Below are 24,083 nucleotides of genomic sequence, written 5' to 3' on the forward strand. Positions count from 1 at the left end.
CTATTCCGTGGGTCCGACATGGGTGATGGTGAGGACGGGTTCATCGGCTGTATCGGTGGCGTCGAGGTCGACGTCGGCGCTGATGGCCCAGTCGTGGTCGCCGGCGGGGTCGTCGAAGACCTGACGCAGGTGCCAGGTCCGGTCGTCTTTGCGCAGGTGGAATAGTTCGGGCGAGCGCGCTTGGGGCCCGGTTCCCATGGTGTCGTATTCATCGAAGTAGGGTTCGACGGAGTCCTCCCAGGCGTGTGTGTCGAAGCCGTTGTCCGCGTCGAGGGCGCCGAGTGCGTCGTAGGCGCCGCGTTCGGCCAGGATGACGCGGTGGAACATCTCGTTGCGCACCAGGCGGGTCAGCCGGGGTTCGTCTGCGCTGAGCCTGGTGTCGGCCATGTCGAGGGGCAGGGCCTCGGTCTGGGCGCCGGCTGCGCGCAGTTGTTCCCATTCCTCGACGAGGGAGGAGTCCACCCGGGTGATGGTCTCGCCGAGCCAGTCGACGATGCGTTGGAGGTTTTCGTCGACGTACTCTTCTGGGACGTTTTGGACGAGGGCTCGGTAGACGTCGGTCAGGTAGCGCAGCAGGCCGCCTTCGACTCGGGCCAGGCCGTAGTAGGAGACGAACTGGGAGAAGTTCATGGCCTGGTCGATCATGTCGCGGACCACGGATTTGGGTTCGAGGTTGAGGTCGGCGAGCCAGGGGGCGGATTCGACGTAGGTGGAGAAGGCCTCTTCGAGGATTTCGGCGTTGGGTTTGGGGTAGTCGAGTTCGTCGAGGATGGCCATGCGTTCGGTGTATTCGACCCCGTCGGCTTTGAGCAGGGCCAGCTCGTCGCGTTTGATCCGGTCGAGTTGTCCCTTGAGGACGGCGAACTGGACGGGTGTGGTCGCTTCGATGACGCTGAGCACGTCGTAGGCCCATTGGTCGGCGTTTTCCGAGTCGAAGAGTTCGAGGGCGGCCAGGGCGAAGGGTGACAGGGGCTGGTTGAGGGCGAACTGCGGGCCGAGGTCGGCGTCGGGGCGGAATTCCACGATGCCGTTCTCGGTGGGGTGGCGGGAGAGCACTCCGGCGTTCAGCAGGGAGCGGCCGATGCCCAGTGCCCGCAGGTACATGTCGAGTTTGGCGGCTTCCGATTCGTGGGTGGAGTCGATGAAGTCCTTGACCGTCTGCATACCGGCGTGGGGGCGGGCGAGCAGGTTGACCAGGATGGAGTGGGTCATGCGCATGTGGCTGGTCAGTTCTTCCGGGGTGCCCCCGACGAGGTTGTCGAAGGTCTCCCTGGACCAGCCGACGAAGCCGGCAGGGGGCTGTTTGTGTTTGACCTTGCGGCGCTTCTTCGGATCGTCGCCGGCCTTGGCCAGGGCCTTGTTGTTCTCGATCACGTGGGCCGGGGCCTGCGCGACGACGAAGCCCTCGGTGTCGAAGCCCGCGCGGCCGGCGCGGCCGGCGATCTGTTGAAATTCGCGCACGCGCAGGCGGCGGGAGCGTCGGCCGTCGAATTTGGTCAGGGCGGTCAGGACGACGGTGCGGATCGGCACGTTGATGCCCACCCCGAGGGTGTCGGTGCCGGAGATGACGGAGAGTAGGCCCGCGGCGGCGAGGTGTTCGACCAGGCGGCGGTATTTGGGCAGCATGCCGGCGTGGTGGACTCCGATGCCGTGTGTCAGGAGGCGTTGCAGGGTCTTGCCGAAGCCCTTGGAGAATCCGAAGCCCTTGATCTCGTTCTTGATCCGTTCCTTCTGTTCCTTGCCTGCAAGGTTGATGCTGGTCAGGGAGCCGGCCAGTTCGGTTGCGGCGTTCTGGGCGAAGGACACGACGTAGACGGGGCCCTGGCCTGCGGAGACGAGCTTCTGCAGTTCCTCGTGCAGCGGCTCTTCCGAGTATTCGTAGCGCAGGGGCACCGGGCGCTGGGTGCCGGTGACGTAGGCGGTGTCACGGCCGGTCAGTTCTTCCATGCCGCCGGCGATCTTCGACATATCCCCGAGGGTCGCGCTCATCAGCACGAATTGTGCCTGGGGCAGGGTCAGCAGGGGCGTCTGCCAGGCCCAGCCGCGCTGGGGGTCGGCGAAGTAGTGGAATTCGTCCATCACGACCAGGCCGACATCGAGCATGCCGCCGGAGCGTAGGGCCTGATTGGCCAGGATCTCCGCGGTGGCGCAGATGACGGGGGCCTCGGCGTTGACGGAGGTGTCGCCGGTGATCATGCCGACGTTCTCGGCGCCGAGCACTTTTGTCAGGGAGAAGAACTTCTCGCTGACCAGGGCTTTGATGGGGGCGGTGTAGAAGGCCCTGCGGCCGGTGCACAGGGCGTAGTACAGGGAGGCCAGGGCGACCATCGACTTCCCGGAGCCGGTGGGGGTGGCGACGATCGTGTTGTCGCCTGCCAGCACATCGAGGATGGCCTCGTCCTGGGCGGGGTAGAGTTCCAGGCCCAGTTCGGTGCAGTAGTCGGTGAAGGCGTCGTAGACCGAATCGGCGTTCGCGTACTCTTCGGGGATGGGACGCAGACTCGCCACGGGGCACTCTCTCATTCTTCGCGTGCCGTGCGCTTCTTCACCGGCTCGCTGGATAGACTCTCGGTATGGACTCACGGAACACCGTGTGTCTCTTCTATTATTCCCGATCGAAGGAGGGGCCGTGGCAGTTTTCGCCGTGACCTATGAATACGGACCGGATACCGAGAAGCGGATGGCGAACCGTCCGGCTCATCGGGCCTGGCAGGGTCGACTCAACGAGGCCGGTGTCATCCTGGCCTCCGGTCCCCTGGCCGATGATGGTGTCCCCGGCGGACTGTTCGTCATGGAGGCCAAGGACCGCGCTGCCGTGGAGGATCTGCTCACGCAGGATCCGTACGCCAGCCTGGGCGTGATCGCCACGACCACGATCCGCCAGTGGGAGCCGGTGTTCGGCGGGTTCGCCAACCCCGCCTGAGTCGGACGGAGAGTGCATTGGGGCCGCCCTCGGATCTTCGAGGGCGGCCCCAGTGCGTCGCGCGGGGTTTACTTGTCGATCGACCCGAACACCACGGTGGTGTGCGTGCGCTTCATCTTGATGAGGCTGATGATCGTCGCGATTCCCAGGGCCGCGACGATGAAGCCCAGGGACACCCAGGTGTTGATATCCGGCATCCAGGGGAACCAGGTTTCGTGTCCGGCGTGGAGGATGAGTTTGACGCCGATGAACGCGAGGATCGCGGCGATCCCGTATTTGAGGTATTCGAGCGCGTCGAGCAGGCCGCCGAGCAGGAAGTACAACTGGCGCAGGCCCATCAGGGCGAACAGGTTGGTGCAGAAGACCAGGTACGGGCTCTTCGTGATACCGAAGATCGCGGGGATCGAGTCGAGGGCGAACATGACGTCGGTCGTGCCGATCGCGATGAATACCAGCAGCATCGGGGTGAAGTACTTCTGCCCGTCGATGGTGGTGCGCAGCTTGTTGGCATCGTATTCGTCGGTCAGGCGGAAGCGCTTCTTCATGAAGCGCACGATGCCGTTGTCATCGGCGTTCTCATCATCTTCCTTCCCGAAGGCCTGTTTGAAGGCCGTGTAGAGCAGGAACAGGCCGAACAGGTAGAACACTCCGACGAAGGCCTCGATGATCGCAGAGCCCAGCAGGATGAAGGCACCGCGGCAGATCAGCGCGACGATGATGCCGACCATGAGCACCTCTTGCTGGTACTTCTTCGGCACGGAGAACTTCGACATGAGCAGCACGAAGACGAACAGGTTGTCGATGCTCAGCGAGTACTCGGTCAGCCAGCCGGCCAGGAATTCACCGCCGTGGGTGGAGTCGCCCAGGGCGAACAACAGTCCGGCGAAGACCAGCGCCAGCACCACGTAGAGGCCGACCCACAGGCCGGCCTCCTTCATGCTGGGCACGTGGGGGCGTTTGAGGATGATGAGCAGGTCGACCACGAGGATGAGGACGAGGACCACGAGGGATCCCGTCTCGAACCACAGGGGTAGCTGGGTGTGCATTGGGGCCTTTCGGAGGTTTCTGCGCCGTGTATAGCGTGTGCGTCACGGCCGCGAACATGAAAGTCTCTCCCGCGCATACTGGATGCGCCCGCGGCCCCGGACCCCGGTATCAACCGGAGGTCGTGATGACGAGACCGCTGTTGCGGGATACTCCCCTTCCTTGCCCGTATATTCTACACGCGCGCAGACCACCTTGAGGTTCTCAGATGCCCTCGCGCTGCATCTGCCGCAGCTCCTTCTTCAGATCCGCCAGCTCATCGCGCAGCCGCGCGGCCAATTCGAACTGCAGTTCGGCCGCCGCATTGTGCATCTGCTCGGTCAGAGAGGCGATGAGCTCGCCCAGGTCCCCCGTCGGAGTTCCCCCGGCCGCCCGCCCGGCCTTGGCCCGCTGCTCATCGCTGAGCGTCGAGTTGTACCCGCGCTTGCCCTTGCCGTAGTCGAATTCGGTGAGCAGTTCGCGGGTGTCCTCGTCCTCGCGCTGCAGGCGTTCGGTGATATCGGCGATCTTCTTCACCAGGGGCTGTGGGTCGACGCCGTGGTCGATGTTGTACTGGTTCTGCACCGCCCGCCGGCGCTCCGTCTCGTCGATCGCCGTGCGCATCGACGGGGTGATCCGGTCGGCGTACATGTGGACCTCGCCGTTGACGTTGCGGGCCGCGCGCCCGATCGTCTGAATCAGCGAACGTTCGGAGCGCAGGAAGCCCTCCTTGTCCGCGTCGAGGATCGCCACGAGGGACACCTCGGGCAGGTCCAGGCCCTCGCGCAGCAGGTTGATGCCGATGAGGACGTCGAATTCCCCTGCGCGCAGTTCGCTGAGCAGTTCGACGCGGCGCAGGGTGTCGACGTCCGAATGGAGGTACTGCACGCGGATGCCGTTTTCCAGGAAGTAGTCGGTGAGGTCCTCGGCCATCTTCTTCGTCAGGGTCGTCACCAGTACGCGTTCATTGCGTTCGACCCGGGTGTTGATCTCTCCGATCAGGTCGTCGATCTGGCCGCGGGTGGGCTTGACCGTGATCTTGGGGTCGAGCAGTCCGGTCGGGCGGATGATCTGTTCGACGGTACCGCGAGCGCGTTCGGTTTCGAAGTCCCCTGGGGTGGCGGAGAGGTAGACGGTCTGGCCGACGCGTTCGAGGAACTCGTCGAATTTCAGCGGTCGGTTGTCCATGGCGCTGGGCAGGCGGAAGCCGTGTTCGACCAGGGTGCGTTTGCGCGACATATCCCCTTCGTACATGCCGCCGATCTGTGGGACGGTGACGTGGGATTCGTCGATGACCAGGAGGAAGTCCTCGGGGAAGTAGTCGAGCAGGCAGTTCGGGGCGGTGCCGGCGGCACGGCCGTCGATGTGTCTGGAGTAGTTCTCGATACCCGAGGTGAAACCCATGGAGGCCATCATCTCCAGGTCGTAGGTGGTGCGCATCTTCAGGCGTTGGGCTTCGAGCATCTTGCCCTGTTTCTCCAGTTCGGCCAGGCGTGTCTGGAGTTCGTCCTCGATATCGCCGATGGCCCTGGCCATCCGCTGTTCGCCGGCGACGTAGTGGCTGGCGGGGAAGATGTGGATGATCTCCTCGGTGCGCACGATTTCCCCTGTCAGGGGGTGGAGGGTGTAGAGCGCTTCGATCTCGTCGCCGAAGAATTCGATGCGCAGGGCCAGCTCCTCGTATTGCGGGATGATCTCCACGGTGTCTCCGCGGACGCGGAAGGTGCCGCGGGTGAAGGCCATGTCGTTGCGGGTGTACTGCATACCGACGAAGCGTTTGAGCAGGTCGTCGCGGTCGACTTCCTGCCCGACTTCCAGGGAGACCATCCGGTCGACGTATTCCTCCGGGGTGCCCAGGCCGTAGATGCAGGAGACGGTGGAGACGACGACGGTGTCCCGGCGGGTCAACAGGGCGTTGGTGGCGGAGTGGCGCAGTCGTTCGACCTCGTCGTTGATCGAGGAGTCCTTCTCGATGAAGGTGTCCGTCTGGGGGACGTAGGCCTCGGGCTGGTAGTAGTCGTAGTAGGACACGAAGTATTCGACCGCATTGTTGGGCAGGAGTTGTTTGAACTCGTTGGCCAGCTGGGCTGCCAGGGTCTTGTTCGGGGCCATTACCAGGGTGGGGCGCTGGACTTGTTCGATCAGCCAGGCGGTGGTCGCCGATTTGCCGGTGCCGGTAGCACCCAGGAGCACGATGTCCTTCTCGCCGCTCTCCAGGCGCGAGCTGATCTCCCTGATCGCGGTGGGTTGGTCGCCGGCGGGCTGGTATTCGCTGATGACTTCGAAGGGCGCCACCGAGCGGGTCACGTGGGGACGGTGGCCCACCTGTGGACGCGGCTGATCGACGGCTGTGCGTTCACTCGTGTCAACGGGGTGCGCGGGCGTTGTCCCGGTGGTTTCTTCGGCCATGCCACCAGGATAACGCCCGCGCCGGCTATTCGAATATGTTTTCTACCACGGAGTGGTTCTCCCCGGCCCCGTGTCCTATCCGATGCCCAGGTAGGCCTCTTTGATGCTGTCATCGGCCAGTAGTTCGCCACCGGTGCCCGTGCGGGTGATCGCGCCGGTCTCCAGGACCAGGGCGTGATCGGCGATCGCGAGCGCCTGGTTGGCATTCTGTTCGACCAACAGCACCGTGGTGCCCTGCGCGTTGATCTCCTTGATGATCTTGAAGATCTGTCGGATGAACTGTGGCGCCAGGCCCATGGAGGGCTCGTCGAGCAGCAGTACTTCCGGTTCTGCCATCAGTGCCCTGGCGATCGCCAGCATCTGCTGTTCGCCACCGGACATGGTGCCGCCCAGCTGGGTCCTGCGCTCCTTGAGTCGGGGGAACAGATCGAAGACCCGGTCGTAGGCATTCGCCGCACGTTTGCCCGAGCGTGAGTAGGTGCCCATCTCGAGGTTCTCCACCACGGTCATTCCGGGGAAGATCCCGCGGCCCTCCGGCACCAGGGAGATGCCCATGCCGACCCGCTTATGGCCTTTGATCTTCGTGATGTCCTGGCCGTTGAACACGATCGAGCCGCGGGAGGGGTTGAGCAGGCCCGCGACGGTGCGCATCGTCGTCGTCTTGCCGGCGCCATTGGCGCCGATCAGGGTGACGACCTCTCCCCTGTCCACCTGCAGGTCGAGCTTTTCGATGGCCCTGATGCGGCCGTATTTGACTTCGAGGTCGTTGATCTCAAGCACTGGCATCGTCATCTGCCTCCTGTCCCAGGTATGCGGCAATGACCGCGGGGTCCTCTTGAATGGCCTTGGGTACGTCGTCCGCGATCTTCTTGCCGAATTCCAGGACGACGATTCGATCGGTCACGCCCATGACGAGTTTCATATCGTGTTCGATCAGCAGCACGGTGTAGCCCTCGTCGCGGATGGTGCGGATGAGCTCCATGAGCTCTTCCTTCTCCTTGGGGTTGAAGCCGGCGGCGGGTTCGTCCAGGCACAGGATTTTCGGGTCCGTGGCCAGGGCGCGGGCGATCTCCAGGCGGCGCTGGTACCCGTAGGGCAGGTCCTTGGCCGGGTGCAGGGCACGGTCGGCGATGCCGACGAATTCCAGCAGCTCCATGCCCCGGTCGATGATCTGGCGCTCCTCCCGATAGTGCCCCGGCAGCCGGAACATGGCGGAGAACATGCCGGTCTTATGGCGTGCGTCCAACCCGACGGCGACGTTCTCCAGCGCCGACATCTCGGAGAACAGTCGGATGTTCTGAAAGGTGCGGGCGAAGCCGGCGCGGGTGATCTGGTACTTCTTCTTCCCCAGTAGGCTCTTGCCCTCCAGGCGGACGTCGCCAGAGGATGGCTTGTAGACCCCGGTCATGGCGTTGAAGCAGGTGGTCTTGCCCGCGCCGTTGGGGCCGATGAGGCCCAGGATCTCACCGCGCTTGATGTCGAAGGTGACGTTGTCGAGTGCCGTCAGACCGCCGAACTTCACGGTCAGGCCCTTGACCTCGACCAGGGTTTCGCCCTCGGCAACCGCAATCGAGCGCTCGCTGGCGACCTCGGCATCCGTATCGATCTCGAACTCGGGTGTTGTGGTCTCGCTCATCTCAGGCCTCCTCCGCCCCTGGTTCGATACTGGATCTTCTCCCGGCCCGTGATGGACTGCCGTCCTGGTCCTTGCGCACGAATCTGCGGATTCGGGAGCCGAAGGTCAACAGTTTGGCCCGAATCGAGATCAGCCCCTGGGGGCGGAACAGCATGAGGACGACGAGCACGATGCCGAAGATGAGGAATTTGTAGTTCGCGATCTCGGTGAAGCGCATCGGCACGTAGGCGACGATCGCGCCGCCGACGATCGCGCCGAGCTTCGAGCCCTGGCCGCCGAGGACGACGGCGGCCAAGAAGAGGACCGAGGTCTGCACATCGAATTTCTGATTGTTCACGAAGCCCACCTGGCCGGCCATCAGCGCCCCTGACAGACCGCCCAGGGCGGCTCCGGTGGCGAACGCGGCGAGCTTGAACTTGAAGGTCGGCACGCCCATGGTCTCGGCGGCGTCCTCGTCCTCGCGGATCGCGATCCAGGCCCGGCCCACGCGGGAGCGCTCCAAATTGCCCAGCAAAATCGTCACGATGATGATGATGACCAGGGTCAGCCAGTACCAGGGCAGACCGTTGGTGGTGAAGAAGATCGGCTGACCGTCGATCGACCCGGGGGGCGCGCCGATGTTCTGGAAGCCCGACTGGCCCTTCAGCGGCGGCAGGATGGTTGCCAGGATGCGGATGATCTCGCCGAAGCCCAGGGTCACGATTGCCAGGTAGTCCCCGCGCAACCGCAGGGTCGGAATGCCCAGCGCGATGCCGAAGACCATGGTCACGACCATCGCCAGGGGCAACGTCCACAGGTAGGGGATGTGGATCATCGTGGAATCGCTCGAGGTCCACAGGGCCGCGACGTAGGAGCCGACGGCGAAGAAGCCGATGTAGCCCATGTCCAGCAGTCCGGCCATGCCGACGACCACATTGAGTCCGAGTGCGACGAGGGCGTAGACGGCCATGTTGAAGCAGGTGATGGCGAAGTCGTTGCCCGGCTCCGTGGTGATGAACGGCGGGTTGATCACCGGCAGGAGGAAGGCCAGGACCACGGGCACCAGGAGGACCATCCACTGTTGGAACCGGCTGCGGTCCGACCACCAGGTGCGCAGGCCGCCCGGTTTGAGGTCCTTGCGCTCGTGCTTGAGGCTTTTGGCCGCGGCCTTCTGCAGGGCCTTGGACGATTCGTTCGGGTTGTGCATACTCATCAGGCACGCTTCTTTCCGAGGTTGGAGCCCAGGATGCCGGTGGGGCGAATCATCAGGACGAGGATGAGCACGGCGAAGATGATGACGTCGGTCCACTGCGCGTTGCCCAGGAAGGCCGCGCCGAAGTTTCCGATCACGCCGATGAGCAGACCGCCCAGGAGGGCGCCGCGGATATTGCCGATGCCGCCGAGTACCGCTGCGGTGAAGGCCTTGATGCCGAGGATGAAACCACCGTCGTATTTAGCGCCGTCCGGGGTCTTCATCATCATGAACAGGGCTGCCGCGCCGGCCAGAGCACCGCCGATGACGAAGGTCGCCATGATGATGCGCTCCTTGTTCACGCCCATCAGGGTGGCGGTGTCGGGGTCTTCGGCCACCGCGCGGATACCGCGCCCCAGCTTGGTCCGGCCGACGATCTGATCGACGCAGATCATCATCAGCACCGCGGCGATGACGATGGTCAGCTGCAGCGAATCGATGATGCCGCCGAAGATGTCGAAGATCGGCTTGGGGACGAACATCTTGGTCTTCGGCTCCGGGCTGGGCCCGCGCCACAGGAAGAACAGGTACTGGATCACGAAGGACATGCCAATCGCGGTGATCAGGAAGACCAGCCGGGGTGCGCCCTTATCGCGCAGGGGCTTGTAGGCGATGCGTTCGATCGCCAGGGCCACCAGTGCCGATACCGCCATGGCGACCAGCCCGGCCAGCACAAGGTCGAGGACCAGGAGGCCCAATGGCAGATTCGGGGCGGATGCGCCGAAGCCCAGGGCTGTGAGGAAGAAGGAGACTGCGAAGGCACCGGAGATGAAGACCTCCGAATGCGCGAAGTTGATGAGGTTGAGCACTCCGTAGACCAGGGTGTAGCCCAGGGCTACGAGCGCGTAGATGGAGCCCAGGGTCAGTCCATCGAAAATCGTCGACAGGAACAGGCCGGGGTCGGTGAAGACCCCGAAGTCGAATGTCAGCCAAGAATCCATAAGGATCGCTTTCGGTTCGTGGGGACCCGAACCGGAAACCGCACCCTGGGCGTCGCCCGGGGTGCGGTTTCCGCTACAGGTCGTCGTAGTGGAAGGTGGATCAGTCGATCTTGCCGACGGACTTGATGGTGCCCTCGGTGGTCTTGTAGCCGTAGACCGCCTTATCGGTCAGCTCGCCCTTGTCGTCCCACTTGTAGGTCTTGCCGTAGCCGACGCCGTCATAGGAGGTGACGTAGTCCAGCAGACCCTTGCGGTCGGTCTTGCCCGCGTCGATGCCCGAGAGCAGCACGGTCGCGGTGTCGTAGCCCTCGACCGAGTAGGTGCCCGGCGCCTTGCCGTTGGAGACCTTCTCGTAGCCCTCGGAGAATTCGGGGATCAGATCGCCCGGCACGCAGGCGCAGGTGAAGTAGGCGTTCTTCGCGGCATCGCCGGCCTGCTTGACGAAGGTGTCGTCCTTCACGCCGTCTGGGCCGATGAAGACGCCCTCATAGCCCTTGTCGACCAGCGCGCTGTCGAAGGGCGCGCCCTCGGCGTAGTAGCCGGAGTAGATGACGGCGTCGGCCTTGGCCGACATCACCTTGGTCACGGTCGGGGCGAAGTCGCGCTGTTTGGTCAGCACCTTGTCCTCGCACACGACCTTGTCCCCCAGAGCCTCTTTGGTCTGCTTGGCCAGGCCCATGCCGTATTCGGAATCGTCCTGGATCAGGCAGACCTTGGACTTCCCGATCTTCTCCGCCAGCTGCGCCAGGGCCGGACCCTGGACTGTGTCGTTGCCCAAGCCGCGGAAGAAGGTCTTCCAACCGTTTGCCGTGAGGTCGGGACCGGTGGCCGCAGGGGTGATGTGGACCAGACCCGCGTCTTCGAAGACCTTGCCGGTCGACTTCGACTCGCCGGAGAACGGCAGCCCCACGACGCCCAGAACCTTGGAGTTCTTCACGACTTGGGAAGTGGGTCCGGTGGCCTTCGAGGGATCGCCCTCCGTGTCGAGCTTGACGAGCTTGACCTGGCAGTCCTTGTTCGCCTCATTGTGTTCGTTGATCGCCTGCTGGACGCCATTGGAGATGTTCAGGCCCAGCTGGGCATTGTCGCCGGTTTGTGCGCCGACGTAGGCGATGGTGGTGTCGGAGTCGCACTTGGCATCGCCCTTCCCGGCTGCCTTGACGACGTTTTCGGGGACGTCGATCGTGTCGACGACGGGGAGTCCGCCTGCTTCGCCGGTTTCATCGGAGGAGGCGCCACTGGATTGGTTGGCGCAACCGGTCAGGGCCAGGCCCAGAGCGCTCACGGAGGCCGCGAGCGTGATCGCGAGGGAGTTTCTCTTCATCAGGAACCCATATCTTTCATCGTGTAATGCGAGGAGCATCACATTCCAAACATCCAGAATCTCAGGATGTTGTCAGAGTAGCGCATGGCATGAGATATGAGTCACAGGTAGGCCTGATTTGTGATTACAGAATTATAACGCTATGTAACGTGGGCAACAGGTCTCCAGCGAATGCGGGTTTGTGAAAAGCTTGAGTACATCATGACGATCTGTGACATGGAGGATGAACAAGCATGACGCATACTTCGAGCGCCACCGGCACATGGCGCGGCACCCTGGGGACCGGCACCGGCAGCGTCGACCTGACCGGCTCCCGGACGGTCACGCTGCCGCTGTCATGGGAGGCCGGGATCGCCGAGGAGGACCCGGCCAGTGGTACGACCACTCCCGAGGAGTTGCTGGCCTCTGCCCTGGCGGGCAGCTACGCCATGACCTTGGCCAATGCGCTGGCGGCTCAGGGAATCTCACCCGAGGTCGTCACAGCCGGCGCCGAAGTCGAGTTCGATCAGGACAAGGGGGTCACGGGAATCGACCTGACCGTGATCGTGCGAGCCGAGGGGCTGGTGCGGGCCGAGCTGCTCAATTGCGCCGAACGGACCAAACGGGCATGTCCCATCGCCCGTGTGCTGCACCGGGTGCCGCTGCGGCTCAGCGCCGATCTGGCCTAGTCCCCGGAAGGTCGGGACCGCTCGGCGCGGAACCTGGATCGGTAGGCGGGCAGGATAAGAGGAGCGCAGTCCTCGACGAAGCCGCCCCAGTCGTCGGCGCCGGCGTGCTCATCGGCGATTTCGGCCAGCTGGCCGGCGAAGGAGGCGCGCTCGGCGGCATCACTGCGCAGTAGCTCGCGCAGCCACACCGCGAAGTCGAAGGCGCGGGAGCCCGGTTCGCCGACATAGAGCACAGTGGGCCGCCCCGGATCGGCGGAGGCGAAGCGCCGCAGCGCCTCGACGGGTGTTCCGTCCTCCCAGTCATCGGACCAATCCCCCGGTGCAGGCACGAACCCGGCCTGTTCGAGCGCCACTTCCAGGCGCGGGTCCGCAGGCCGGTCCACACGCAGGTGGAACTCCATCAGATCCAGCGCGGGCAAGTCGGCAACGGCCCCCGGGCCGCTCGGCTCGATCCCGGACAGGCCCAGCCGTGCGGTGGCACGTCGGATCCGCGCAACCGTCCGCGCCGTCTCCGCCGGCCAGCTTCGGGGGCGCAGCTCGACGGGACCACGGGCCGCGGCCAGGCCCAAGCGCAGGTTCTCCGCGAACGGCGACAGGCGCAGGTCGAAGATTTTGCCGAAGGCGTCCGTCACCCGGCTCAGGTCCCCCGCATTGTCCAAGTGGATGTCGCACACCGCGCGTCGGGTCTCATCATCGGCTTGGCGTGCGATCCTGGCCTGCGCATCGGCCGGGTCCAGGCCACGCCCGGCGACCAGCCGCTCCAGGCGGATGTCCGCGGGCACATCCACCAGGACCGACAGCTGGTAGTCGGGTGCCAGATCGTTCTCGACCAGCAGGGGGACATCGTGGACGACGATCGAGCTTCGCTCATAACTGGCGAACAGTTCTCGGCTCCGTGCGGCGATTGCCGGATGCATGATCGCATTGAGCGCATCGGTGTGTGCTTGATCGGCGAAGGCCCTGGACGCCAGTTCCGCCCGGTTCAGCCCACCATCGGCATCGAGTACCGCCGGGCCGAACTCGTGTGCGAGGGCCGCCAGCGCCGGCATCCCCGGCTCGACCACCTCGCGGGCCACTCGATCCGCATCGACGACGGGAACGCCGCGCTCGCGGAAGAGCTGGGCCACGGTGGTCTTGCCGGCGCCGATCCCGCCGGTCAGTCCGATCCTGAGCATGCCGTTCTCCTTCGTCTTCGCCACCGGCCCCAGTAGACCGCTGTCATCGTATGTCCACGATATACACCCCGCCGTCGGCTCGTGCCTGGCGCCCCACGGCCTGGGACATGGCACCGGCGAGTTCCGGCACGTCCCAGGGCCGGTACGGGGAGTCCGCGACCAGCAGAACGTACTGGACTCCCCTGGCGCGCAGCTCCGCCACCGCCCGGCGCATCTCAGCGGAATCGCCACTCGGCAGTCGGTGGTCGCGCGACTCGTCGAGCAGGCCGTCGAGGGCATCGGAATCGGCCATATAGCGGATGGGGGCTTGGCTGTCCCCGCCGATGAAATAGCCCCCGGTCTGCCGGAACCGGTTGCCGGCCTCGGCCTGCCAGAGCATGGCCTCGGCCACGCCCGCCTGGTCACCGGCCACCGGGCGCGGCAGGATCTTGACCACGGCGCCCTGCGGCACAGCGCCCGCACCCGCGCGGAAGAACTCTGGGATCAGAGGCGTGCGCACGGGAACGGGCCCGCTCGTGGTCGTCACGAGCACAGCGACCAGGCCGGCGGTGGTCAGCCCCCTGGCCCAGTACGGCCGGGACCACCGGGCTCCGAGGTGCCAGAGTCCGCGCAGGGAGATGGCCAGCAGCAATGCAGCACCCAAGGCGACGGGACCGGCCAGCCGCATGGGCAGTACATTGCCCAATACCGGAAGTGCTTCGACGAGCCCGAACGGGCCCGGGGCCATGGCTCGTCCCCAGGCGAACAGCGGTGAGCCCATCGACAGCAGGAACACCAGGACAGTCGACAGCGCGAGGATCCTCACCGGTCGTCCGTAGACGCGATTGCGCCACAGGACGGGGGTTCCCAAGGCGATGATCATGAGCCACGGAATGCCCAGATATCCGCCGATCTCGGAGGGGTCGAGTCCCGTCACCCGGGGAATCGGGGTCTCGCCACCGCCCAGCAGGGTGTAGCGTCCCGGTACCACGGGATCCAGCAGATCGGCGTTCCAAACCCCATGGGGCCGAATCGCACCGCGGGGCGCCCCCGGCAGACCGAACATCGTCGCCAGTAGGGGCGTGCCGATGGCCAGCGCGATGGCGGCCGCCAGCACCAATCCACCGCACAGCCGCCGGCGGGCCGCCCACAGGCGCCGGAAGTCGCAGCACAGCCAGACCGCCACGACCGCACAGTAGGCCAGGAACGTTCCGGCGAGTACCTCCGTGGAGATGTAGAACTGCCAACCGATGATGATGCCCAGGAAAACAGACCAACCGAGTACCGCACGGTGCCGCCGGGCACGGAGTAGACGGATCAGCCCCAGTCCGACCAGGGGTGCCAGCACCGCGCTGGACAGGTTGAGGTGCCCGGATGACTGGGCGATGACGAACGTGGAGAAACCATAGAAGAACCCCGCAGTGAATGACCAGAACCGGGGTAGGAACTGTGCGGCCAGAGCAGCGGCGGCCAGGGCGCACAGCACCGGAGCCGCCGCGATTGCCAGATTATAGGCCACGAGCGGACCCCACAGCCAGGTCACAGGGGCCAGCGGCAGGGCGATGAGGAACACCGTCGTGTTCCATCCGCCGTTGACCCCGATCGGATAGTTCAACGCGGTCGTATACAGCGCATTGGCCTCGAGGTGGTCCATCCCCAGCCAGCCTGCGGCGACGTCGGCTGCGTGGGCGAACCAGAAGACGAAGAGGGAGGAGTCGTCGTTGTCGGCGAACACCCGGCTGCCCGGATGGGCCAGCAGCGGACCGAAGATGATGAGGTCCCAGCCGAGTAACAGAAGAAGGAAACCGGTCCAGGCGATGAGTGCACGGGAGCGGGCGATTCCTGAAGTCAACACCGAACAACCGTCTCATACCGGGCTGGGAGGAGACGAGGGGACGCGCAAGGGCCCCGCCTCCCGGTTTCCCGGGAGGCGGGGCCCTTGTCACTCAGACCGGCTGGGCCGGTCGGACTGACTCACACGGCTCAGTTGCCCGCGAGCTTCTCGCGCAGAGCAGCGAGTGCCTCATCGCTGGCCAGCGTGCCCGCGTCCGAGGTGGACTCGGAGGCGTAGGACGCCTGGGCCGGAGCTGCCTCGGACGAACCGGTTGCGGCTTCGGCATCGGCGGCAATGGCCTTGGCGACCTGCTTCTTGTGTTCTTCCCAACGGGCCTGGGCTGCGGCGTACTGCTGCTCCCATTCCTCGCGCTGGGCCTCGTAGCCCTCGAGCCATTCGTTGGTCTCCGGGTCGAAGCCCTCGGGGTACTTGTAGTTGCCCTCTTCGTCGTATTCCTGAACCATGCCGTACAGAGCCGGATCGAGGAATTCCTCGGCCTCGGGATCGACACCCTCGTTGGCCTGCTTGAGCGACAGCGAGATGCGGCGGCGGTCCAGGTCGATGTCGATGACCTTGACGTAGATGGTTTCGTCGACCGAGACGACCTGCTCCGGCAGATCGATGTGGCGCACGGCCAGCTCGGAGATGTGGACCAGGCCCTCGATGCCGTCCTCGACGCGCACGAACGCACCGAAGGGAACCAGCTTGGTGACCTTGCCGGGCACGATCTGACCGATGACGTGCGTCCGGGCGAAGTGCTGCCAGGGATCTTCTTGGGTGGCCTTGAGCGACAGGGAGACACGTTCGCGATCCATGTCGACGTCCAGGACCTCGACGGTGACCTCGTCGCCGACCGAGACGACCTCGGACGGGTGGTCGATGTGCTTCCAGGACAGTTCGGAAACGTGCACCAGCCCGTCGACGCCACCCAGGTCCACGAAGGCACCGAAGTTGACGATCGAGGAGACGACGCCGGGACGGACCTGGCCCTTCTGCAGGGTCTGCAGGAAGTCGTGGCGGACCGCGGACTGGGTCTCTTCCAGCCAGGCGCGACGCGACAGGACCACGTTGTTGCGGTTCTTGTCGAGTTCGATGATCTTGGCCTCGACCTGCTGGCCGATGTAGGGGGCCAGATCGCGGACGCGGCGCATCTCGACCAGCGAGGCGGGCAGGAAGCCGCGCAGGCCGATGTCGACGATGAGGCCGCCCTTGACGACCTCGATGACGGTGCCGGTGACGACGCCGTCCTCTTCCTTGACCTTCTCGATGTCGCCCCAGGCGCGCTCGTACTGCGCACGCTTCTTGGACAGCATCAGACGTCCGTCCTTGTCCTCCTTGGTCAGGACGAGGGCTTCGATCGGGTCTCCGACCTCGACGACGTCGGCAGGGTCGACGTCATGCTTGATCGACAGTTCGCGCGAAAGGATGACGCCTTCGGTCTTGTAGCCGATGTCGACCAGGACTTCGTCGCGGTCGACTTTGACGACCGTGCCCTCGACGATGTCGCCATCGTTGAAGTACTTGATGGTCGCGTCGACGGCCGCGAGCAAGTCTTCGGCAGATCCGATGTCGTTGACTGCGATCTGCGAGTTGTTCGCCGTGTCCGGCGTGGTGGTGGTCATGAAGGTAGAGACTCCGTAGTGGACTGACATCCGGTCCAGGACACGAGCGGATCCCGCGGCCCGAATCGAGAAGTTGTTGTTGACAATATGGACGCGTATACACGCACATGCGGCATACAGCTGTCAACTGTAGCATCTTCTACGGAGTTTATAAACCTTCTGTCAGCCTTTCCGGCCGATATCCACCCCGCACTTCGGAGGAACTTTGAACGACGACGACTTCGGCGATCCCCATGAGCCCGACCAGCAGACCATCTCCGGGGGATACCTGGCGATCGACGCGGAATCCTCGGTGCGGGCCAACCGTTCCTACTGGGACGGCTCGGCCGAAGCATATCTGGCCGAGCACGGCAGCTTCCTGGGCGCCAGCGATTTCATCTGGTGCCCGGAGGGGGTCCGCGAAGCCGATGTGCACCTGCTGGGCGATGTGGCCCGCAAACAGGTGCTGGAAGTCGGCTGCGGAGCCGGGCAGTGCTCGCGGTGGCTGGCGGAGAACGGCGCTGTGGCGACCGGTATCGACCTGTCCTCGGGGATGCTCGAACAGGCGTCCCGTCTCCAGCGGGAGAAGCCGCTGAGCCAGGCGGCGACGCCGCCCACCTTCCTCCAGGCCGACGCCAGACACCTGCCTTTCCCGTCCGGCAGCTTCGATATCGCGTTCTCCTCGTATGGTGCGTTGCCCTTCGTCAAGGACGCCGACCAGGTTCTGGCGGAGGTCGCCAGGGTGTTGCGTCCCGGCGGCACCTGGACGTTCTCCGTGACCCATCCGCTGCGCTGGATCTTCCCCGATGTGCCCGGCGAGGCCGGCCTGACCGTCGAGTACTCCTACTTCGACAGAACTCCCTATGTCGAACTCGACGCCCAGGGCAACCCCGTCTACGCCGAGCACCACCGCACGATGGGCGATTGGATCTCCCTGCTCGTCGGCGCCGGCTTCCAGCTCACGAAGCTCACGGAGCCGGAGTGGCCTGCCGACAATACGACCAGCTGGGGCGGCTGGTCGCCGCTGCGCGGTGCCCTGATGCCTGGCACCGCGATCTTCTCCGTCCATCTACCCCAGGACTGATCCCGGCTCAGCGCGAACCGAGTTCCGCCAGCAGGACATCGAGTCCGAGCCTGGCGGATTGGGACAGCCCGGCCGTGAAGTCCGCATCCGCGGCGGCCGCTGCGATAGCCGCGGCGGCCGCGCGATCACGCCCGTGGTCGGTCAGTGCAACCAGTTGCACCCGCCGGTCGGCCTCGCCCCTGGTGCGGGTGACCGCACCGGACGCCGAGAGCTGATCGGTCAGGGTCACCACCAGACTCGGCGCCACGGACAGTGCGCCTGCGATGTCCCGCTGTGACAGTGGCCCCTCCTCCAGCGCCGCCAGATAGGCGGCCTGCCGAGGGGTCAGCCCGACCGATTCGAGGCGTCGGCCCAGCGCCCGCGTGAGTCGTTCCCCCAGTGCCGCCAGGCGCAGACTCGCCGAATCCGCCAACTTCTCGTCCGTCATACGGAACATAATAACAACTGTAATCATTCACAGCTGAATGATTACCCTCAGTATTATATAGCCGATTACCATTTATATCAGGATCATATGGGCGTCCTGGGAGTGCAAAGGCCCGGCGCTCAATGCGCCGGGCCTTCTCAACCGTGTCTCAGGGGTCGGGGGACGCCGGTAACAGCGGTCGGGACCGGCAGCACGTCTGGTGTGCGGGCCCGGCGCCGCCCGCGCCGTTTCTCAGTGGGCGGCGTCCTCCCAGGTCCCACCATGGCCGATGTTGACGGTCAACGGAACCCGCAGGGTAGCCGCCTGGCCCATTGCCTCCGTGACAATCCGGGCGACCTCCTGGCGTTCATCGGCATGGGTTTCGATGATGACTTCGTCATGCACCTGCAGCAGTAGCCGACTGTGCAGACCGGCCTTGTGCAGACCACGGTCCACCCTGCGCATCGCGATCTTCATGATGTCGGCGGCACTGCCCTGGATCGGGGCGTTCAGCGCGGCACGTTCGGCCATCTGCCGCTGCTGCCTGCGGTCGCTGTTCAACTGCGGCAGATACCGTCGGCGCCCGTACATGGTCTCCGTGTACCCGCGTCCGCGCGCCTCCTCGACGATCGCCTCCAGATACTCCTTGACCGCACCGAAACGCGCAAAGTAATCGTCCATCAGCCCCTGGGCCTCCCCCGCCCCGATCCGCAGCTGCCGCGACAGTCCGTAGGCGCTCAGTCCGTAGACCAGGCCATAGGACATCGCCTTGACCTTCGAGCGCATCGCAGGGGTCACCTCGGCAGCGGGCACACCGAAGACCTCGCCCGCGACATAACTGTGCAGATCCTCCCCCGCATTGAAGGCGGCGATCAGACTCTCGTCACCGGCCAGATGCGCCATGATCCGCATTTCGATCTGCGAATAGTCGGCGCTGAGCAGCTCGGTGTAGCCGGCATCGGCCTCGGGCACGAATACGCCGCGGATCCGTTTGCCGGCATCCGAGCGAACGGGGATGTTCTGCAGGTTCGGATCCTTCGAGCTCAGCCGCCCCGTGGCCGCCACCGTCTGCAGATACGTGGTGTGGATCCGGCCATCGCCGGCGACCGTCTTCTGCAGGCCCACCACGGTCTGCTTGAGTTTGATCGTGTCGCGGTAGGCCAATAAGTGGCCCAGGAAGGGATGATCTGTTGAAATGTAGAGATCCGTCAGGGCGTCGGCATCGGTGGTGTAACCCGTTTTCGTCTTCTTCGTCTTGGGCATGTCGAGTTCATCGAACAGCACCACCTGCAGCTGTTTGGGCGAACCCAGGTTGACCTCGTGACCGATCGCCTCGTATGCCTGCTGGGCCGACAAGTCGGCCTGGGTCCCGAACTCGTCGATCAGCGCAGACAGTGCCGGTCCATCGACTCCGATGCCGGCGAGTTCCATCCGTGCCAGCACCTCCTGGGTGGGGCGCTCGATCCGATCGAGCAGGGACACCTCGGCCACCCGGTCCAGCTCCGCGCGCAGAGCGCTCGCCAGGCCGATGACCGCCCAGGCCCGCAACCCCAGCGATTTCCCGGCGTCGAGGTCGAGCGTCCCGGGTTCGGCATCGCCGGTCAGGTCGAGGCCGAGGTGACGCATTGTGAGTTCGGCGAAATCATAGGATCTGGCATCGGGGGTGAGCAGGTACGCGACGAGTTCCGTATCCGTATGCGGTTTGATCTGCCCCAGACCACGGTGGACCAGGGCTTTGACCTGCGGTTTGGCATCGTGGCACGCGAGGTCCTCGGCACCCGCCAGCACGCCGTCGAGGGCGCGCAGTACCGCCTCCGGGAGGGAGTGCAGTTCGATCACGCCGATGTTCCGGTCCTGTGCCAGGGCGAGGACATCGGCGTCCTGGCCGGCCGGATCCGCATCACAGGCCAGGCCCAGGGGCGCAGCCGGGTCGAGACCGTCCAACCATTGCAGAACATCATCGGCAGCCAGCACACGGACCTCGGGTAGTTCGACAGCCGGGGCGCTCGGCGCCCGATCGGCGGGGTCCAGGAACGCGGCGATGCGCTCTCCGAACTGTCTGAACTCCAATTGGTCGAACAGTTCACCGACCCGGGCCCTCTCGCCATGACCCAGGCGAGCGGCCTCGAGGCCCTCGGTCAGCCCGAAGTCCGCCGGTGCCAAATCGTCGATCAAGCGGTTGAGCCGGTAGTTGCGCTCGACGTCGGCCATATGGTCGCGCAGATTCTGACCGGCCTTGCCCTTGATGTCGTCGGCATGGGCGAGAACCCCGGGTAGATCGCCGTAGAGCCCCAGCCACTTCGCCGCGGTCTTCTCACCCACCCCGGGCACGCCGGGCAGGTTGTCAGCCTTCTCCCCCACCAGAGCGGCCAGTCCACGGTAATTCGCCGGGCTGACTCCGTACTTGTCCTCGACGGCCTGCGGGGTCATATAGGTCAGATCCGTGAAACCGCGCTTGGGATACAGGATGGTCACCGCCGCATGGTCCTCGGCTGCTATGCGCGAGAGCTGGAAGGAGTCCTTGTCCCCGGATGCCACGTACGTGTCGTAGCCGGCGGCCGCGCCGACCCCGGCCATGGTGGCCAGAATGTCGTCGGCCTCATAGCCCTTGAGCTCGAGGACCGGCACGCCCAGGGCGCCCAGCACGTCCTTGATCAGTTCGACCTGGCCGTGGAACTCCGGGGCGGTCTTCTTCCGGCCCGCCTTGTACTCGGAGTATTCGGCCAGTCGGAAGGTCTCGCGCCCCAGGTCGAAGGCCACCGCGATGTGGGTGGGCGCCTCGCGTTCGGCTGCGGTGAGCAGCATCGAGGTGAATCCGTAGACCGCATTGGTGGTCTGCCCGGTCGCCGTGGAGAAGTTCTCCATCGGCAGGGCGTGGAAGGCGCGATAGGCCAGGGAATGTCCGTCGATCAGCAGCAGTTTCTCGTCACTCACGCGTCTAGCCTAGCGGGTCGGCGGCCCCTGCTACTCTGAGCAACAGAACCTAGAAGGAGACACATGTCTGATTTCACACTGCCCACGATCGACGCGCAGACCACGGCGGAGGAGTACGCGCAGATCATCGCCCAGTACAACGAAGTCGGCTTCCCCGGCACTCTCAACGCCCGGATGGGTATGGAGTACCTCGAGCTGGGCCATGACTTCATCACTGCGCGCGTCCCGGTCGAGGGGAATCTTCAGCCAGCCGGACTCTTCCACGGCGGTGGCCACGTCGTGTTGGCCGAAACACTTGGGTCCACACATGCCGCACTGCGCGCCGGCGGGCACAATGTGGTGGGCGTCGACCTCAATGCAACCCACCTGCGCTCCATCACCTCGGGCTACGTCTATGGGCGCGCCGAAGTGCTCCACGGCGGTCGCAGCCTGTTCAGCCACGAGGTGCGGATGACCGATGAGGCCGGCCGGCTGCTGTCGATCGTGCGAATCAGCAATATGGTGCTCAGTTCTCAGAAAAAGTACTGAGCACCCGGGCCCTCACTTCTTGGCCTTGCCGATCTGCTCGATCACGGTCTCCGCGACCTCTCGCATCGTCAGGCGACGGTCCATGGAGGTCTTCTGAATCCACCGGAAGGCCTCCGGCTCCGTCAGGCCCATATTGGTGATAAGCGCAGACTTGGCGCGCTCGACCAGCTTACGGGTCTCGAAGCGATCGGACAGGTCGGCGATCTCGGCCTCGAGGGCGGCCATCTCCGCATGCCGACTCAGGGCGATCTCCAGCGCGGGCACCAGATCGGCGGCGGTGAAGGGCTTGACGACATAGGCCATGGCGCCGGCGTCACGGGCCCGCTCCACCAGTTCCCGCTGGCTGAAGGCCGTGAGCAGGACGACCGGCGCGATATGGGCACGGGTGATACGTTCGGCGGCCGAGATCCCGTCGAGCTTGGGCATCTTGATGTCCATCACGACGACATCGGGACGCAATTCCTCCGCCAGGTGGACGGCGGATTCCCCGTCGGCGGCTTCGCCGACCACATCGTAGCCGACCTCCCGGAGCATCTCGACGATGTCGAGGCGGATGACGGATTCGTCTTCGGCCACGACGACGCGGCGGACCGGCTGTTGTTCGGCATTCGTTTCACTGGAAGTCACCGTTACATCTTAAGCCCTTGAGGCCCGAGGACCAATGCCACGGCCCGGTGGTCCTCGGCACGACCCGGGCCGGGATTGGCGCGGTGGCCCCGACATGTGATGTAATTACGGGGTACCCGGCCGGATTGGCGGAATCGGTAGACGCGGCGCACTCAAAATGCGTTATCGAAAGATGTGTGGGTTCGAGTCCCACATCCGGTACGAACACGAGGGGGCCTGCCCGGTTGTTTCCAACCGGGCAGGCCCCCTTTCTCGCGCCTCCTATTTGTATCCGGCCAGCGGATCCTCCGAGGTCACCTGCGAATCGTCATACGCCGGCGCCAGCCCCTTGGCCGCGTCGCCGAGCCGATGCACCCGCAGGGCATTGGTCGAACCGATGATTCCGGGCGGAGAACCCGCGACCAATACAACGTACTGGCCCTCTTCTGCCAGGCCCTCCCCCAGCAGTACGGCATCGAGCTGTTTGGCCATCTGATCGGTGTGGTGAACGGCGGCCACCTTGAAGGCCACAACTCCCCACGACAGGGCCAGCTGATTGCGCACCCGATCGGTCGGGGTGAAGGCGAGGATGGGCCGTGGCGGCCGCAGCCTGGCCATTCGGCGCACGGAATCACCCGACTGGGTGAACGTGCACAGCACGCCGATGTTCAGCTGCTTGGCGATGAGCACCGCCGCAGCCGTGATGGCACCACCCCTGGTGTGGGGCTCGGTGCCCAACGGGGGTACCCGGTCCAGACCGTGGTCTTCGGTCGATTCGATGATCCGCGCCATGGTGCGCACCGAATCCAGCCAGTATTCGCCCACCGAGGTCTCCCCCGAGAGCATCAGGGCGTCGGCGCCGTCGAGCACCGCATTCGCGCAGTCACTGGCCTCGGCCCTGGTGGGACGGGGTTCGCCGATCATCGACTCGAGCATCTGGGTGGCGACGATCACGGGCTTGGCCTGCCTGCGGCACAGCTCCACCGTCTGCTTCTGCACGATCGGCACCTGTTCGAGCGGCAGTTCCACGCCCAGATCGCCACGGGCCACCATGATGCCGTCGAAGGCGTCGACGATCGAGCGGATGTTCTCGACCGCCTGCGGCTTCTCGATCTTGGCGATGATGGGCACCGTGATACCCTCCTCGGCCATCACCGAACGCACCCGGTCCGCATCTTCCGGCGACCGGACGAAGGAGAGGGCGATCCAGTCGGCGCCCATGTTCAGGGCGAAGCGCAGGTCCGCCACGTCCTTCTCGCTCATCGCCGGCACCGAAACCGGCACACCCGGCAGGTTGATGCCCTTGTGATCGGATACCCGGCCGGGGATCTCCACCTGGGTGACGACATCGGTATCGGTGACCTCCACGGCGCGCAGGCGCACCCGGCCATCGTCGATCAGCAGTGGATCGCCGATCTGCACATCGCCCGGCAGGCCGTGGTAGGTCGTGCCCACCACCTCCGCGCTGCCGGGGACGTCCCTGGTGGTAATGGTGAAGGTCTGGCCCTTGACCAGTTCGACCGGGGCGTCCTGCGCGAAGGTCTCCAGTCGGATCTTCGGCCCCTGCAGGTCCGCCAACACTGCAACCGCGCGACCGGTGTCCGCCGCGGCGCGGCGGACCCAGTCATAGAGCCGCTGATGGTCGGCGTGACTGCCGTGACTGAAGTTGAACCTGGCGGCGTTGACCCCCTCCTCGATCAGGGCACGGATGTCCTCATAGGATTTCTGCGCGGGACCCAGGGTCGCCACGATCTTTGCATGCCTCATACGCTCAACCCTAT

General features: G+C 65.0%; 19 protein-coding genes and 1 tRNA gene. 5 read left to right on the top strand and 15 right to left on the bottom strand.

Annotated features, from left to right (window positions below; translation table 11 throughout):
• Nucleotides 1–2,523 (bottom strand): DEAD/DEAH box helicase, encoded by a 2,523-nt coding sequence (locus NQ034_RS00285; RefSeq protein WP_373456813.1) that lies wholly within the window; start codon nucleotides 2,521–2,523, stop codon nucleotides 1–3.
• A 106-nt stretch (nucleotides 2,524–2,629) separates the two neighbouring features.
• On the opposite strand from NQ034_RS00285, the gene NQ034_RS00290 reads away from it, so the two are divergent.
• Entirely contained in the window at nucleotides 2,630–2,923 is a 294-nt protein-coding gene (locus NQ034_RS00290; protein WP_257046394.1) for a YciI family protein, read from the top strand.
• Nucleotides 2,924–2,991: 68 nt separating this feature from the next.
• On the opposite strand, the gene NQ034_RS00295 is transcribed toward NQ034_RS00290, so the two are convergent.
• The 7 genes from NQ034_RS00295 to NQ034_RS00325 all read right to left on the bottom strand — a co-directional run bounded on the left by NQ034_RS00295 (nucleotide 2,992) and on the right by NQ034_RS00325 (nucleotide 11,487).
• Entirely contained in the window at nucleotides 2,992–3,969 is a 978-nt protein-coding gene (locus NQ034_RS00295; protein ID WP_257046395.1) for a TerC family protein, read from the bottom strand.
• 202 nt (nucleotides 3,970–4,171) lie between these two features.
• Nucleotides 4,172–6,355 carry an excinuclease ABC subunit UvrB gene (gene uvrB / locus NQ034_RS00300; RefSeq protein ID WP_257046396.1) on the bottom strand — a complete coding sequence of 728 codons (2,184 nt, stop codon included), beginning with the start codon at nucleotides 6,353–6,355 and terminating at the stop codon, nucleotides 4,172–4,174.
• Nucleotides 6,356–6,430: 75 nt separating this feature from the next.
• Complete coding sequence (locus NQ034_RS00305; protein WP_257046644.1) at nucleotides 6,431–7,141, bottom strand: ABC transporter ATP-binding protein; 711 nt, start codon at nucleotides 7,139–7,141, stop codon at nucleotides 6,431–6,433.
• The gene (locus NQ034_RS00310) at nucleotides 7,128–7,991 is read right to left on the bottom strand and encodes an ABC transporter ATP-binding protein (protein WP_257046397.1); all 864 of its coding nucleotides are present in this window, start codon (nucleotides 7,989–7,991) and stop codon (nucleotides 7,128–7,130) included. The genes NQ034_RS00305 and NQ034_RS00310 overlap by 14 nt, the downstream gene beginning before the upstream one ends.
• A gap of 1 nt (nucleotide 7,992) precedes the next feature.
• Nucleotides 7,993–9,183 carry a branched-chain amino acid ABC transporter permease gene (locus tag NQ034_RS00315; RefSeq protein WP_257046398.1) on the bottom strand — a complete coding sequence of 397 codons (1,191 nt, stop codon included), beginning with the start codon at nucleotides 9,181–9,183 and terminating at the stop codon, nucleotides 7,993–7,995.
• Nucleotides 9,183–10,163: a branched-chain amino acid ABC transporter permease gene (locus NQ034_RS00320; protein WP_257046399.1), complete on the bottom strand. Its 981-nt coding sequence runs from the start codon at nucleotides 10,161–10,163 to the stop codon at nucleotides 9,183–9,185. The genes NQ034_RS00315 and NQ034_RS00320 overlap by 1 nt, the downstream gene beginning before the upstream one ends.
• A 100-nt stretch (nucleotides 10,164–10,263) precedes the next feature.
• Complete coding sequence (locus tag NQ034_RS00325) at nucleotides 10,264–11,487, bottom strand: branched-chain amino acid ABC transporter substrate-binding protein (protein ID WP_257046400.1); 1,224 nt, start codon at nucleotides 11,485–11,487, stop codon at nucleotides 10,264–10,266.
• A gap of 233 nt (nucleotides 11,488–11,720) precedes the next feature.
• Here NQ034_RS00325 and NQ034_RS00330 point away from each other — a divergent pair, with 233 nt between their 5' ends.
• On the top strand, nucleotides 11,721–12,155 hold the full coding sequence (locus NQ034_RS00330) for an OsmC family protein (RefSeq protein WP_257046401.1): 435 nt from the start codon (nucleotides 11,721–11,723) through the stop codon (nucleotides 12,153–12,155).
• Here NQ034_RS00330 and coaE read toward each other — a convergent pair.
• The 3 genes from coaE to rpsA all read right to left on the bottom strand — a co-directional run bounded on the left by coaE (nucleotide 12,152) and on the right by rpsA (nucleotide 16,765).
• Complete coding sequence (gene coaE, locus NQ034_RS00335; RefSeq protein WP_257046402.1) at nucleotides 12,152–13,354, bottom strand: dephospho-CoA kinase; 1,203 nt, start codon at nucleotides 13,352–13,354, stop codon at nucleotides 12,152–12,154. The genes NQ034_RS00330 and coaE overlap by 4 nt on opposite strands.
• A gap of 19 nt (nucleotides 13,355–13,373) precedes the next feature.
• Nucleotides 13,374–15,164 (bottom strand): hypothetical protein, encoded by a 1,791-nt coding sequence (locus NQ034_RS00340; RefSeq protein ID WP_257046403.1) that lies wholly within the window; start codon nucleotides 15,162–15,164, stop codon nucleotides 13,374–13,376.
• 128 nt (nucleotides 15,165–15,292) lie between these two features.
• Nucleotides 15,293–16,765, bottom strand: coding sequence for a 30S ribosomal protein S1 (gene rpsA, locus NQ034_RS00345; RefSeq protein WP_257046404.1), 1,473 nt, complete (start codon nucleotides 16,763–16,765; stop codon nucleotides 15,293–15,295).
• A gap of 205 nt (nucleotides 16,766–16,970) precedes the next feature.
• Here rpsA and NQ034_RS00350 point away from each other — a divergent pair, with 205 nt between their 5' ends.
• Nucleotides 16,971–17,828, top strand: a complete 858-nt coding sequence (locus tag NQ034_RS00350) for a class I SAM-dependent methyltransferase (protein ID WP_257046405.1) — start codon at nucleotides 16,971–16,973, stop codon at nucleotides 17,826–17,828.
• Nucleotides 17,829–17,835: 7 nt separating this feature from the next.
• On the opposite strand, the gene NQ034_RS00355 is transcribed toward NQ034_RS00350, so the two are convergent.
• Nucleotides 17,836–18,255 carry a MarR family winged helix-turn-helix transcriptional regulator gene (locus NQ034_RS00355; protein ID WP_257046406.1) on the bottom strand — a complete coding sequence of 140 codons (420 nt, stop codon included), beginning with the start codon at nucleotides 18,253–18,255 and terminating at the stop codon, nucleotides 17,836–17,838.
• 231 nt (nucleotides 18,256–18,486) lie between these two features.
• Nucleotides 18,487–21,168, bottom strand: a complete 2,682-nt coding sequence (gene polA / locus NQ034_RS00360; RefSeq protein ID WP_257046407.1) for a DNA polymerase I — start codon at nucleotides 21,166–21,168, stop codon at nucleotides 18,487–18,489.
• Between the two features lie 63 nt (nucleotides 21,169–21,231).
• Here polA and NQ034_RS00365 point away from each other — a divergent pair, with 63 nt between their 5' ends.
• Nucleotides 21,232–21,696 carry a hotdog fold thioesterase gene (locus tag NQ034_RS00365; protein ID WP_257046408.1) on the top strand — a complete coding sequence of 155 codons (465 nt, stop codon included), beginning with the start codon at nucleotides 21,232–21,234 and terminating at the stop codon, nucleotides 21,694–21,696.
• 12 nt (nucleotides 21,697–21,708) lie between these two features.
• On the opposite strand, the gene NQ034_RS00370 is transcribed toward NQ034_RS00365, so the two are convergent.
• On the bottom strand, nucleotides 21,709–22,323 hold the full coding sequence (locus NQ034_RS00370) for an ANTAR domain-containing response regulator (RefSeq protein WP_257046409.1): 615 nt from the start codon (nucleotides 22,321–22,323) through the stop codon (nucleotides 21,709–21,711).
• 119 nt (nucleotides 22,324–22,442) lie between these two features.
• Between NQ034_RS00370 and NQ034_RS00375 the strand changes: the two genes are divergently transcribed.
• Nucleotides 22,443–22,524, top strand: a tRNA-Leu gene (locus tag NQ034_RS00375).
• A gap of 60 nt (nucleotides 22,525–22,584) precedes the next feature.
• On the opposite strand, the gene pyk is transcribed toward NQ034_RS00375, so the two are convergent.
• Nucleotides 22,585–24,069, bottom strand: coding sequence for a pyruvate kinase (gene pyk, locus NQ034_RS00380; protein ID WP_257046410.1), 1,485 nt, complete (start codon nucleotides 24,067–24,069; stop codon nucleotides 22,585–22,587).
• Between the last annotated feature and the right edge of the window lie 14 nt (nucleotides 24,070–24,083).

Source organism: Brevibacterium moorei (genome assembly GCF_024580735.1).
Taxonomy (GTDB): domain Bacteria; phylum Actinomycetota; class Actinomycetes; order Actinomycetales; family Brevibacteriaceae; genus Brevibacterium; species Brevibacterium moorei.

What these genes read in the sequence shown, in the direction of transcription:
- NQ034_RS00285 (WP_373456813.1), bottom strand. Translation starts at nt 2,523, where the DNA reads ATGAGAGAGTGCCCCGTGGCGAGTCTGCGTCCCATCCCCGAAGAGTAC.
- NQ034_RS00295 (WP_257046395.1), bottom strand. Translation starts at nt 3,969, where the DNA reads ATGCACACCCAGCTACCCCTGTGGTTCGAGACGGGATCCCTCGTGGTC.
- uvrB (WP_257046396.1), bottom strand. Translation starts at nt 6,355, where the DNA reads ATGGCCGAAGAAACCACCGGGACAACGCCCGCGCACCCCGTTGACACG.
- NQ034_RS00305 (WP_257046644.1), bottom strand. Translation starts at nt 7,141, where the DNA reads ATGCCAGTGCTTGAGATCAACGACCTCGAAGTCAAATACGGCCGCATC.
- NQ034_RS00310 (WP_257046397.1), bottom strand. Translation starts at nt 7,991, where the DNA reads ATGAGCGAGACCACAACACCCGAGTTCGAGATCGATACGGATGCCGAG.
- NQ034_RS00315 (WP_257046398.1), bottom strand. Translation starts at nt 9,183, where the DNA reads ATGAGTATGCACAACCCGAACGAATCGTCCAAGGCCCTGCAGAAGGCC.
- NQ034_RS00320 (WP_257046399.1), bottom strand. Translation starts at nt 10,163, where the DNA reads ATGGATTCTTGGCTGACATTCGACTTCGGGGTCTTCACCGACCCCGGC.
- NQ034_RS00325 (WP_257046400.1), bottom strand. Translation starts at nt 11,487, where the DNA reads ATGAAGAGAAACTCCCTCGCGATCACGCTCGCGGCCTCCGTGAGCGCT.
- NQ034_RS00330 (WP_257046401.1), top strand. Translation starts at nt 11,721, where the DNA reads ATGACGCATACTTCGAGCGCCACCGGCACATGGCGCGGCACCCTGGGG.
- rpsA (WP_257046404.1), bottom strand. Translation starts at nt 16,765, where the DNA reads ATGACCACCACCACGCCGGACACGGCGAACAACTCGCAGATCGCAGTC.
- NQ034_RS00355 (WP_257046406.1), bottom strand. Translation starts at nt 18,255, where the DNA reads ATGACGGACGAGAAGTTGGCGGATTCGGCGAGTCTGCGCCTGGCGGCA.
- NQ034_RS00365 (WP_257046408.1), top strand. Translation starts at nt 21,232, where the DNA reads ATGTCTGATTTCACACTGCCCACGATCGACGCGCAGACCACGGCGGAG.
- pyk (WP_257046410.1), bottom strand. Translation starts at nt 24,069, where the DNA reads ATGAGGCATGCAAAGATCGTGGCGACCCTGGGTCCCGCGCAGAAATCC.